Below are 12881 nucleotides of genomic sequence, written 5' to 3'. Positions count from 1 at the left end.
ATTATGCCTCCTCTACCATGTGCTGACATTCAGCCATCAAATCCGTGATCACAACACCTGCGATATATCGCTTGTATTCCACACCGCCGCGAATATCGGCTTCTGGGTAAATAGCATCGGCAACAGCTTGCTCTAGCAGCTCACCTTTTAGATCTTGCGCTTCTACATCACGGAGACGAACGGGACGAGCCGCACCTTGATACAACGGCGAAACGCCATCAAGCGCGATGACCTTATTACCTTGTTTATCAATCGATACTGCTGCAGTCACAATCGCTAGCCCCGCCGCAGAGCGGGCAATGTTGTAACCAATACAAGTCAGGCTGCTATCTGGGATAATGACAGTCGCGATAAGCGCTCGCTCATCGTTGTTGATGTAATCTTCAACATCCATCTCCTGCCCGTTAGCCAGTTTCAGTGTTGCTTTCAGCGCCAGTAGGCTGGGTATCAATAACGCCTCTGGCTGTCGTGCGGCAATCTCACCACCCAAGGTGGCCTGATTACGAATATGACGGGAATAGATAAACGCAGCAGATTGCTTTAAGGCCACAGGGACAAGTTCATGGTCTATCAACTGCTGGATATGGCACATCGCACCAATATGTAAGCTATCGCCTTGCTGCTCGATCTGGGATAAATTCAGTCTCCCCAAAGAGATAGCTATCGTTTTATCAGTTTTAGTGGGTGCTGCATTGATTTTAGATCCCCCAGCAAACCAAATGGCGTCATTGCCATGCAATTGCTTAAATTCAAGTGCCTGAGCAGGGGTGTCAGGCGTTAGATATTGTTCAATCATATTAATTGCCTTTTCGCATTATCATTGTTATTCCTGCACCATGCGTTCAACCTAATGGCTCTACGGAACGTTATTAATGTCTTAAATACTTAAAAGGCAACAAACACGCCAAGCTGCTAAAACTGATCTTCTAAGGAAAATATTCGTGAGCGGAGTCAGAAATTTAGCCCAAATTGGCATCACCATCGGGACAAATATTCCTTTTTATTTGTTGAATGTTCTCGACCTAAACACCTAAATAATAACGGTTATCACTACGGAGCATAGTGATATCAAAATAATATCAGGGACTATCAATATGATATGAATGGCGGTGATAGTGCTGTCACTCTCAGTGATCCATGCGAGGCGCTAACCCGTAGTTAACCACTGCAAACACAGAAAAAACGGGTATCGTTCGCCCCTTAGCAGCAGGAGTGACACATGGATAACAGACTCACCATAAGAGAGTTTCTCAGAGTATTCGATTGCATTCGCTCAAATGGCGACAAACTGGAGCACAAATATCAATGGGGTGAGATAGATGCGTGGCACGATTATGACGGTTACACCTGTTGGTTACGCTACAAAGACGTCACTGTGACCTTAATGTTCCATGGCTCACTGAAAGTCGAATACGACAAGGCGTCAAACTACTCCGACTTCATCGAACAATGTTTGTCACTTACCGACAACGCGCCTGACTGTAAACGGGTATCGACATGAGCAATGTGAACACTCACTTCCTCTCCACTGTTAAATTAATAACGACACTCTGTTTTTTGCTCAGTGCCTCCAGCGCATTATCCAACACGGTTATTTCATCAGGAACCATTATGATCGACTTAACACAAGCTAACGAACACCAGCAGTGGGAAGCAACTAACGACAACGTGATGGGGGGCATTTCGCAAGGACAACTCACTTTTGATGGTCAATCGAGTCGTTTTTGGGGGGAGATATCACTAGACAAGAATGGTGGCTTCAGTTCGATCAATCGAGCGATTGGCCCCCTGCCCTTCGAGGTTGATCGAGTAGCAGTGAGGTTTATCGGTGATGGCCGCCGCTATCAACTGAGGCTCGCAACATGGAAGAGCGGTAATAGAATCACTTACAAGCACGAGTTTACTACCATCAAAGGACAACGGCAGGAGAAGGTCTTTGACCTAAACAAGTTTCAAGCGGTATTTAGAGGGCGACTTCTCAGCGACGCACCTGAGCTTACAGCCCAAGATACTAAACAAGTTGGGTTACTCATTGCCGATAAGCAGCCTGGCCCCTTTGCGCTGAATCTAATCCAGATTCAATTTAAAAACTCGCAGGAAGCAAGTGAATATAATCACCCCTAAGGCATTGCTATATAGCCAGTGATGACGTTAGTTCTTTTTTGATACTGCGTGCTGCTCTACCATGAACGCGATCACTTCATCATTTAAGCAAGATTTACTGACGTATTGGCGCTGTTTACCCATATGAAGGATAAAACCTAAATCGCTTTGTTGAAGTTGGTCGATGTCACTCCAAGCGATGTTACGGGTGTTTTTACCGCTTTTATAATTCACACCGTTAGCGTCAACATGAAAGACCACTTTGCTGCCAAAGCTCATGCTGAATGTTTGTCGCCATAACCACCAGGTTCTCTTAAAGTAAACACTCAGCGCCTCAATAATACTCAGAACAATAAAGAACCAACCAACGTAGCCGCTGGGTAGTAACTCAAATTTAACTAAAACCACCCCAAAAATAAGAAAAAGTATTCCCTTTAAATAGGCTTTTGGAAATTCAGCCGGACGGCTAGTTTGATCATAACACTCGGTATAAAAGGACTTGTCGAGGGTGTATTCTATGGTGAAATCAAAATCTTTAGACATATGTGGCTACTTTGAGGTTTTCTATGAATGAGTATCCCATGCTGCGACCTCGCAACACGAGTATTGTATAGCTTCTCGGTGCTTTTCTTTAGCTGTTTTGGTCCTATTTTGTAAATCAATAATACCGACAGGGTCTACTCTCAGCATAGCCAGTTAGCTATCCCAATCGGTATTTGGACTCTGAAACTACAAGCCCATGAAACGGATTAATGGTTGCCTTTCTTAACGAGGCTATCGCTAGTTGTCCCCTAATTAGTTACTTGGTTGAATGACGCCAGTCTGGCATCATGCGCGAAAGAACGCCGTGGTCAGTCAACGGTACTCAGTCAACGGCACAAAGAGTGTGAAGGTAGTCAGTGTTAGAAAACAGCCAACAATTAAGTAACAGTTACGACGAGCATGGTTACTTTGTTCTCAGAAATTATTTCGATGAAACTCAAATTGCATCGCTTAGAAAAGTGGTATTGAAATTCCATGAATTATGGAAAGCAGACAACGAAGAATTCTATCAAGAAGAAGCGTTTAACTCGTCTTTAATTACGGGAAGCGAATACTTGCCCAGTGACGATAGAGCCATACTTTTTGACTTCATCAGCTCCCAAAAAATCATGGAAGTGGTCGATGCGGTGATACCGGAAAACCCTGCGTTCATGAATACGCAACTGTTCTTCAACCCCGTGAGTCCGCAGCAAAAAGACTTCTGGCATCGAGACTGTCAATATGACTATGACATTGAAGACCAAATGAAAGTCATACTAGAAACGCAAGTGTTGCACCTTCGCATACCCTTATTTGATGAGCCAGGTATGGAGCTCATCCCCGGAACGCACAAGCGATGGGACAATGAAGAAGAGTACAATGTTCGTCAAGAAGTGAATGGCAAAGTGAGCAATGATAGCATCTCTGGCGGTAAGCAGATTGCGTTAGCGGCGGGCGACTTATTGGTGTTTTCAGCAGATATGATCCACCGCGGTCTATACGGATTAGATCGTTTGGCGCTGGATATTTTGATTTTTGATTCGGCGGCTGATTATGTCGACTACGTCGATGATGATTGCTTACCCACTCAATCAATGCTCAATAATCTTGCTGACCCAAGATTATTTATGAACACGCTACACCTAAAGTCGATGCAGTATTCTTCATAAATCGATATTCCGATTACTCGGATTAAAAAATTCAATAAATTACGCTACCAAAAATGCGATACAAATTTTATGTATCGCCCTTTGGCTATAACGCTACCTTGGACAAAAACGTGTTTCAAGTTGACCTAGTAAACGTCTAGAAATGGCACAGAATTACCGCCTTTAACAACTAAATCTCTACTACGTTCTCCCCCTGATAGTGATAGAATCTCCGTTTCAGAATTACCGAGAAACTAGGTATTTATAAAAATGTTTATCCATCATGTTAACGGCATCGACTGGCTGGTTATTACCGCTTTTGAAGAACTGAAAACTCTATTTATTGAAGAAGCCAGAGCGATCCCCTCTTGCTTCTCTACCGCCAGCGAATTGAACCTGATTGATCAAGCAAAGCGCACTTATGGATATTTGCCTACACTCAGCGGCGTAATCACCGATACCGGCACTTTTCAAAGCCAAGGTAACGAAGAAGATTTGAACCCACAGCTTGCCTGCCTAGTTGAGGGGCGTGGTCGGGTGTTTATCTATCACGGCGGCTTTGTGGCTTTTGTGGATGACGAGCAAACCTTTATTACCCGAATGGACTGAAAGTTATTCAGTAAGTTGAAATCGGAGAATTGGCATCCCTAGCAAGGAATGGGGCAAAACTGAGTTAACTAAACAGCAAAAAAAAGGGGCCAACGGCCCCAACTAAAGTAACAAAGGAAAACACGAGATAGAGTAAAATTAACTTCGTGACAGTGTTTCTAACCAACGGGTGAGTAGATTCAGCGAGGCCTGCTGGCGATAGGTCGCTGTCGATCGTTGATCGTCTATGGGGCGAATGATTTCGCGATAACAATCAACAACCTGACCAATAAATTTCGGTTTAGCCAATGTTTCCAATGACCGACCAATAACCAAAGACTCCAATTCGCGGCTACGCACCACTGTGGGTCCAACCGCACCGAATGCAACACGCCAATCCTCTATCACCGGCGCTTTCTTTGGAAAACGCTTGATACGAGCCAAGCCAGCCACTGATAACTTGCTTAGCGCATTAGCCGCTCTTGTCCCCACTTTGTGGTAAAACACTTCTGGCAAATCATGGTGTGGAATAATGATATGAGTGAGCATTTCATCTTCCCTTAGCGCGGTAACCCTTGGCGCTGAGATGAAATCTTTCAGTGGCATCTCCCTTTGTCCATGAATGGATGACAAAACAACGTGAGCATCTAGCGCATACAAAGCAGGCAATGAATCCGCAGCTGGCGAAGCATTGCAAATATTCCCGGCTAATGTGGCACGGTTACGTAAGGCGGGAGCCGCAATTTTTGCGACGCTTTGACGAAGAATCGAAGGCACCAAGGGATTGCGCTCAATATCGGCCAGAACAACACCAGAGCCAATATATAAAGCTTGCTCTTGATTGTTCTCATCTTCGTGATCTGTCGTCAAAATGTATTGTAATTCATCGATGCTATCGACAAACAATATATCGTCCTCAAATCGAGGTGACATCCCTGCCCTAACGCCATGCTGAACCATAAGATCAGTGCCCCCAGAGAACACTGTCATCTTGCCTGTCGACAAGGTATCCAATGCCTGTGCCAGCGTTTCAGGCCGATAGACGTTTACCATAAGCCCTCTCCTTTTTGCGCGGCAATCTTGGCGGCTTCAACAATCATCCCATAGCCCGTACAGCGACAAAGATTGCCTGAAATAGCAGTACGAATAGTATGTTCAGAAGGATTAGGATCAACCTCAAGCAAGGCATAAAGCGCTAAGACCATCCCTGGGGTACAGAACCCGCACTGCACCCCTTTTGCCTCGAGCAAGGCATTGATCACGCACAGGCCTTTTTCGGTCTGCCGTAACCCCTCCAGCGTCATGACATCACCGCCCTCAACTTGACTGACAGGCATCATGCAAGCATTGACCAATCGTCCATTGAACAGCACAGAACATGCGCCACACTCACCCTCACCACAACCTTCTTTGGTTGCAGTTTGCCCCATAGTGCCGCGTAAGGTATGAAGCAGCGACTGCATTGGTTCAACGTCTACAGCGACAAGATCGCTATTAAGGTAGAATTCAATCTTCATTGATAGGATCTCCATTGCCAGCACTTATCGTCTTAATTTGAGTGCTCTTTCCATCAGCAAGTGCCTCACACACTTTTTCTGGCGTAACCGGTATTGATGAGAGTGGTACACCAATGGCATTCTCAACCGCAGCAGAAAATGCAGCAGCACCGCCATTATGCGTCAGCTCACCACCACCTTTTGCACCATTTGGCCCATATGGGTACGGGTTATCAACAAGTGCACTGCCAATAGCTGGAACATCAAGCGCTGTCGGGATAACATAATCGGCCATTGAGCGTTGAGCAAAAACGCCATCTTGGGTGAGCTCTAGTTTCTCACAACTCCCATAACCCAGTGCCTGCACCAAACCGCCTTCAATCTGGCCTCTAAAAATCGTACCGTCGATGGCCTTACCAATGTCATATACCGCCCAGGCGCCAGTAATTTCAGCTTCACCTGTTGCCATATCGACCTCAACTTCGACCACGTTGGCGCCGTAGCTGGTTGCTTGGTAGGCATTACCTTGGTAAGTATCTTGATTCCACTGGTGATAGTCAGGCTTACAGTAAACCTCTTCTATCTCTTGTCGCTCTCCTTCTAACCAGGTTTTTTTAAGTTTTTTCGCTGCTTTTTCGAGGATATAGCCGACGATCAAAATCGAACGTGAAGCAACTGTCGGGCCTGAATCGGGGACTATTCCTGTATCGGGCACTGCAACCTGAACAAGATCTATATGTTTATCGAGAGTATCTGCCACGATCTTACGGAAAGTCAGGCTTAACCCTTGGCCAATATCTGTATTAGACGCGAGGATTTGCACCGTGCCGTCAGGCTCTTTAACCAATTTGACTTTGGCCCTGACTAGCGTGTCCTCCAAATCACCGGCAAAACCACAGCCGTGCTGGAATATCGCTAACCCTATACCTTTGCTTTTGCCTTTAAGGCGATCAGGGTGTGTTTCTTCCATTTGGCTAAATTCGGCGGATTTGCGCTGATAATCCGACATATCGAGCACTTTTTTCAGCATCTCATCAAGTACTAACTCACCGAATATTTCAGCGCCAGTTAGTGATTGGGATTGAGATGTCAGCATATGCTGTTGTTTGAAAGTGACAGGATCAGCATCAATTTTTTTGGCGACGTGGTGAATGTGGGTTTCCATACAGAAGCAGTTTTGTGGAGAACCAAACCCACGGAAGGCACCCGTCGGCACGGTATTCGTTGCCCAAGCATGGCCTTCAACACGGACATTGGGAATGTCGTACACATTGGTTGCCGTTGTGATGGTTCGTTGCAATACGATGCCCGATAAACTCAGGTAGGCGCCGGCATTAACATCGAACTTGATATCCATGGCAACAATCTTGCCATTAGCATCAACACCGGTTTTATAATGGAAAGTGACAGGATGACGCTTAGAGGTGGTGGCAATATCTTCCCCGCGTTCAAAGATAAGCCTGATTGGTTGTTGCAACTTTTCGACAGCAACGGCTAATGGCGCTGCAAGCACATCAGGAAAGTCTTCCTTACCGCCAAATCCGCCACCGGTTGGACATTGGATCGCCCTAACATTGTCATGGCCCAGTACAACCGCCATGGTATGGTGCACATACCAAGGGCACTGCATCGAGCCTTCGAGTACCACTTTGCCCTCTTTTAGATAGCAAACCGCCCCTTGCGTTTCTAGGTAGATATGCTCCTGATAACTCGTAGAGCAGGTCTCTTCAATAATGGTGACCGCATTAGCGAAGCCAGATTGAATATCCCCTTTCGTCAGCGTATGGCTATCAAGAACATTGTTATCAGCGTGAATGGCACCGTCTTTCAGTGCCTTGGATTGCTCTATGGTATAGGCAGGTGTCAACGCCTCATAATCGACATGGATTTCATTGAGAAGTGAATCAACGACATCGGGATCAGGCCCGACGACTAAGTAGATCACCTGACCGACAAACCGCACTTCTTTCTCAGCAAAAGCTGGCCAGTCGATTTCGACAATTGGCAGCACATTCTGTCCGGGAACATCATCTGCACCAAAAATATGGTAGCCGTCAGGCAAGGATGGAAGTGTTACCGATTTAATCAGCCCACGAGGGCAAGAAGAGCGATAAAACCGCCCTTCTAATAGCCCCTCGTAATGGCGATCGGCAATATATTTCGCAGCTCCTGTGGCTTCCTCCCACTTAAAGCGCGTATTTACCGTATCCATAACGGGATCTCACATTAATCCAACTGATCCATGGTTTGCCATAAACGCTTAGCGACCTTGCGAGCCTCTGCGTATATCGGCGCCACATCGAACGGGAACGCTCGATCTTCATAAACAAAGCGACCTTCAACCACCACGCTATTCACATTGCCCGCATTGAAGCCAAAGGCAACATGACCCGCGAGGTTATCCGCAACCAATGGCGTCGGGCTGGTGTAATCAAGGATGGTTAAGTCCGCTTTATTGCCTGCATCTAGGCGACCGAATTTCGCGCCGAAGTTACGGGCCAAAATTTCATTACCGTTCCATAGATGACGCAAGAAACTGTCAGGCCATAACGGACCACCCGCATCACGATGTTTGAAGAAGGCGAACTTCAACTCTTCAAACATATCAGCCCCGATACCATCAGTACCCAGTGCGACATGCTGGAAGCGCGTCAGTTTGTCGTTGTAACCCACACTGTTGTTCATATTCGAACGGGCGTTGTGGACCAAGAAAGCGTTTTTACCGTTCAGAATGGCAATATCCTTATCGGATAAGAACAAACCGTGCGCCAGTAACGTCTTCTCGTTGATCAAGCCGAAGCTATCTAAACGCTCAACAATGTCTTGGCTATAGTGGTGGTGGCTATGGGTCACGTCATAACGATCTTCTGCCACATGAACATGGATCCCACGACCCGTAGCCTGTACCGCTTCAGCCATCATAGACAGGCCGTCGTTGGTGACAGTAAACGGCGCATGTGCACCGATATGGGCTTCGACCAAGTAAGGTTCTTCACCCTTCTCCTTCGCACTGTCAATCAACTGGGCAAACGCGATATTTTCTTCAACGCCTGCCACCATTTCTTTCATGCCGTGGTTACGGTCAGTGGTTTCAAAGCAAGTCATGCCCCGCAAGCCCGCCTTCATGAACCCTTGACGCAAGGTGCTCAGAGAGCCTGCGATATAGTTTGGCGATGCATGATGATCAATCACCGACGAACAACCGCACTTGATGGCTTCGAGTGAACAAATCAAGCCGCTGTAGTACACCGCTTCTTCATCCAACGCTCGGTCCATTCGCCACCACAGGTTCTTCAGTATCGAAATGAAGTCAGGGCTTGGCTTGATATCTGCCATGATCCCGCGCGCCAATCCCGAATAGAAGTGATTGTGAGAGCAGACAATGCCCGGCATAACCAGTTTTCCGGCCATATCCTTGATGACGGCATCAGGGTAGTTAGCAGCCAAATTGGCTCCAACTTCCTTGATTTTATCGCCATCAATAACAATATCGACGCCTTCTTTGATCAGTGCAGGCTCAAACTGCACCGCTGTTGCGTTTCTGAGTACTAACATTCCCTGACTCCTCACTAAACGTCTACTTTGCCAAGCAGGTAGCTGTGGTTAGCCATGACATAGTTAATAATCGTCGCTTCATCAGCTAGCGATTCTGGCATGTCCACGTTGCCCTGCTCATTAATACGGAAGGAATAAATCTCACTGTGACTGCGAACCAACACTTCCTCACCATCAACGAAGAATCCGGCATTGGTGCTGTTGGCAAAGTCTTCACGCAAGTTGAATAGCGTGAACTTGTCTTTGTACGGCTTGCTATCCCATGGGCAGAACTGAGCACAGTTACCACATTCATTACAGTACGCATCTAGGTGTAATGTCTGGAACTGGTCACGGAAGCCTGGAATTGGCAGCGAAATATTGGCACGGTTCGGGCAGACATCGACACACTTGCTACAAATGTACGAACATTCCAAACAGCGTTTTGCTTCTTGATCGATGAACTCCTCACGGTCCGCTTCTTCCAGCTGATTTGCTGCAATTAACTTAACCTGGATATCACCTTTACGCGCGTATACCGCTTCTACCTGAACATCAGATTTAGCTTCAAGTTGTTCATCGGCCTGTGCTTCACGGGCCAGAATAGCGGTTGCCGCTTTACGGCCACCTGAGATTGCCGACACGATTGACGATGGGCCTGTATGGGCATCACCCATCAAGAACACATTTTCAACCTCTGTTTCACAACTCTCTTTGTCGACAACTGGCCAGCCGTCTGTTCCCATCGGGATCCCCATGCGAGAAAGCACTTCGCAGTTCGACTGCTCACCCACCGCAGTGATCAAGGCATCCACCTGAAGCTCAATCGTCATGTCTGTGGCAACAGGGCGGCGACGTCCTTTTTCATCCGGCTCACCCAATTCCATTACACGTGCGGTCAACTTACCATTGGCCTCAAACTGCTCTGGATTGGTCAAGAACATGAACTGCACGCCATCTTCCACGGCTTCTTCATATTCTTCTTTGTAGGCAGGCATTTCCGCGATAGTACGGCGATAAAGAATCGTCACCTTCTCAACACCCGGTACTTTCAATGCAGCACGGGCACTGTCCATTGCGGTGTTACCTGCACCCACAACGGCCACATGTTTACCTAACTGTTGCAGCTCGCCATCATTGAAGCTGCGTAGGAATTCCAGCGACTTGAAGATATTGGTGTTACCACCAGCCAATGCAATTGGGTTGCCCTTATCAGCACCTATACCCAAGCAGACATATTTGAAACCACTTTGTTTAAGTGCATCGACTGTCAGCTCTGGGTTGCAGCCGTACTCAATATTCACCCCGTGATCTTTCACGAACTGGATATCGTGTTCTATCGCTTCAGCAGGAATACGGAACTGAGGGATAATATTTTTCACCACCCCACCAGCATTTTTTTCTCTCTCAAACACGGTGACAGGGTGACCCGCACGCGCCATGAAGTAAGCAGCAGAAAGTCCTGCAGGACCGGCACCGATCACCGCTACTGGGTGTTTGGCCGTATCTAGGCTTGGCTCATGCCATTTAGACTTGTACTCATCCCAGCCTTTGGACAAGGCGATTTTCTTCATCTCACGGATATTCAGCGCACCTTCGTAATCACGACGGGTACAGTTGTACTGACACTGGTGATCACAGATATGGCCGGTGATAGAAGGCAATGCATTACGGGCATAGATGACTTCGAGCGCTTCGGTGTACTTATGCTCGCCCATCAAACGGATATATTCAGGAATATCTTGGCTGATAGGACACGCAGTCACACAAGGTGCGACATAACAGTCAGTCAGCGGCACGGCTTTCTTGACACTGATTTCTTCAGGACCACGCCATTGTTTTTGGACATAATCAGCATCTAATGATTTTGCCGCTAATGCCTCTAGCTTAACCAAGTCGACCTTGCCCATGCCCCACTCGTCGCTGCCTTCTAGCTCTTTGGCACAATCGGCCAAACGAAGGTAACCACCAGGTTTAAGCAAATCAGTCGCCATAGTGATAGGACGGATCCCCGCTTCGAAGATCTCGCGGATATTGAATTTGCTGGCACCACCAGAGTATGAGATTGGCAGTGTGCCGTTGAATTCGCGGGACAGTTCTAACGCCACATTGATAGACAGCGGGAACAAGGCACGGCCAGACATGTACATTTCTTTATCAGGCAGGCGCCCTTTTTTATTTAGAGTACCTAGGGTGTTGGTGAGCTTGACACCAAAGCCGATGCCTTTCTCTTTGCCTAGGTCAACCAAACGGTGCAGCATCTCTTTAGCCGCTTCGATTTGTAGATCGTGGCTGAAAGACTCTTCGCTCAGTGCGACATAATCAAAGCCAGCATTGTCGAGGATCCCACGGACACGCTCAAAACCCAATAACGTCGGATTCAGCTTAACGAATGTATTGATCCCCTTTTCTTCAATCATATAGCGACAAATCGCTTCAATTTCATGAGGAGGACAACCGTGCATAGTAGAAAGGGTGACACCACGGGTTAACTGGGCAGGAATCGCATCGATCATGGCATTCAAATGATCGCGTTTTTCTTCTAGCTGATACTCACGAATAAACTCGGGATCTTGGATGAAGGCTTTCAGCTCGTTGGTATAGCTGGCAAAATTGGGGTGCTCACTCGCATCGAGCATATCGTGGATATATTTCTGCATTGGTGGAGTCTGGATCCCAGACAAGTCATAACCCACACTCATATTGAAGATAAATGACTTATTCTCACCGTCTGTTCGCGGCGCAAAGACTTCTTGCAGTAAGTGCAAGGCAATCCATGCCTTCAGATACTCATCATACGCTTTAATAAGGGTAAATTCGGTCGACCATTCGGTATTGAAACACTCATCTTCCGCATCGATACATGGCTTTGCTAGCTCAAGTTGGTCGAGCTTCTGGACGGTTTTCAGCTCCATGAAACGGCCACCCGCCAACCATGATGTAATGATATTCTGGGCAAGTTGAGTATGTGGTCCAGCTGCTGGGCCAACAGGGGTTTCACAGTACTCTCCCCATACCGACAACGAAGTGTTGCTCGCTTTGCGGTAGAACTGTTTTTCTGGAATACCAAAGATAGATTTACTTTGCTTATATTCACTAAACATTCGGTTAAGTAGCTCACCGAACGGAACGGGACGCATGATGTCTCCCATGATAGATCTCCTTGATGTTATTCTTTTTCTTCTAGGCACGTTTATTTACACAATGTGTAGGGCAAAAGCGTATAAATACGTTAATAGCTAAAGAGCAACTACTAAGCCAAACTTTTTAACATTATTAAAACCTAGTAATTTATTAATTAATTTCGTGAGCGAAGTCGAAAATTCAGCGTTTTTGATAACTAAAGGAAAAGAAACAAATTTATCTACAACAAGAAACCATCAATAAACACACCCCGTAAATGAGGATGATTATTAATTAAATTAAAAGGCTATCATATTAATAAAAGAACTATCAGTTTGATATTAATCATACTGATAGGTATTACCTC

At 46.5% G+C, this 12881-nt stretch carries 11 protein-coding genes; 4 read left to right on the top strand and 7 right to left on the bottom strand.

Translation table 11 applies throughout. The features are described from left to right. Position 1: 1 nt before the first annotated feature. Positions 2-796: a molybdopterin-dependent oxidoreductase FAD-binding subunit gene (gene ygfM, locus OCU87_RS17445; protein WP_261858940.1), complete on the bottom strand. Its 795-nt coding sequence runs from the start codon at positions 794-796 to the stop codon at positions 2-4. Positions 797-1219: 423 nt separating this feature from the next. On the opposite strand from ygfM, the gene OCU87_RS17440 reads away from it, so the two are divergent. Both OCU87_RS17440 and OCU87_RS17435 read left to right on the top strand, forming a co-directional pair. Further along, positions 1220-1501: a DUF3081 domain-containing protein gene (locus OCU87_RS17440; RefSeq protein ID WP_261858939.1), complete on the top strand. Its 282-nt coding sequence runs from the start codon at positions 1220-1222 to the stop codon at positions 1499-1501. Further along, positions 1498-2124: a CIA30 family protein gene (locus tag OCU87_RS17435; RefSeq protein WP_261858938.1), complete on the top strand. Its 627-nt coding sequence runs from the start codon at positions 1498-1500 to the stop codon at positions 2122-2124. The genes OCU87_RS17440 and OCU87_RS17435 overlap by 4 nt, the downstream gene beginning before the upstream one ends. Positions 2125-2151: 27 nt before the next feature. Here OCU87_RS17435 and OCU87_RS17430 read toward each other — a convergent pair whose 3' ends face one another. Further along, a complete protein-coding gene (locus OCU87_RS17430) occupies positions 2152-2646 on the bottom strand; it encodes a YcxB family protein (protein WP_062691512.1) in 495 nt (164 codons plus the stop codon). A gap of 356 nt (positions 2647-3002) precedes the next feature. Between OCU87_RS17430 and OCU87_RS17425 the strand changes: the two genes are divergently transcribed. After that, the gene (locus OCU87_RS17425) at positions 3003-3794 is read left to right on the top strand and encodes a phytanoyl-CoA dioxygenase family protein (RefSeq protein WP_261858937.1); all 792 of its coding nucleotides are present in this window, start codon (positions 3003-3005) and stop codon (positions 3792-3794) included. A gap of 249 nt (positions 3795-4043) precedes the next feature. Then, positions 4044-4382 carry a cytosolic protein gene (locus OCU87_RS17420; protein WP_261858936.1) on the top strand — a complete coding sequence of 113 codons (339 nt, stop codon included), beginning with the start codon at positions 4044-4046 and terminating at the stop codon, positions 4380-4382. Positions 4383-4520: 138 nt separating this feature from the next. On the opposite strand, the gene OCU87_RS17415 is transcribed toward OCU87_RS17420, so the two are convergent. From OCU87_RS17415 to ygfK, 5 genes are read right to left on the bottom strand one after another with little or no spacing between them, the layout of a single operon-like run. Further along, positions 4521-5414 carry an FAD binding domain-containing protein gene (locus tag OCU87_RS17415; protein ID WP_261858935.1) on the bottom strand — a complete coding sequence of 298 codons (894 nt, stop codon included), beginning with the start codon at positions 5412-5414 and terminating at the stop codon, positions 4521-4523. Continuing rightward, complete coding sequence (locus OCU87_RS17410; RefSeq protein WP_083541001.1) at positions 5408-5878, bottom strand: (2Fe-2S)-binding protein; 471 nt, start codon at positions 5876-5878, stop codon at positions 5408-5410. The genes OCU87_RS17415 and OCU87_RS17410 overlap by 7 nt, the downstream gene beginning before the upstream one ends. Then, the gene (locus tag OCU87_RS17405) at positions 5868-8069 is read right to left on the bottom strand and encodes a xanthine dehydrogenase family protein molybdopterin-binding subunit (protein WP_261858934.1); all 2202 of its coding nucleotides are present in this window, start codon (positions 8067-8069) and stop codon (positions 5868-5870) included. Before OCU87_RS17405 ends, OCU87_RS17410 begins: the two co-directional genes overlap by 11 nt. Before the next feature lie 14 nt (positions 8070-8083). After that, on the bottom strand, positions 8084-9412 hold the full coding sequence (gene ssnA, locus OCU87_RS17400) for a putative aminohydrolase SsnA (protein WP_261858933.1): 1329 nt from the start codon (positions 9410-9412) through the stop codon (positions 8084-8086). A gap of 14 nt (positions 9413-9426) precedes the next feature. After that, a complete protein-coding gene (gene ygfK / locus OCU87_RS17395) occupies positions 9427-12543 on the bottom strand; it encodes a putative selenate reductase subunit YgfK (protein ID WP_261858932.1) in 3117 nt (1038 codons plus the stop codon). Positions 12544-12881: the final 338 nt, after the last annotated feature.

It is taken from the genome of Photobacterium sanguinicancri (assembly GCF_024346675.1).
Lineage (GTDB): Bacteria > Pseudomonadota > Gammaproteobacteria > Enterobacterales > Vibrionaceae > Photobacterium > Photobacterium sanguinicancri.
The sequence above is the reverse complement of the archived record's forward strand: the minus strand, read 5'-3'. Positions and strand labels throughout refer to the sequence as shown.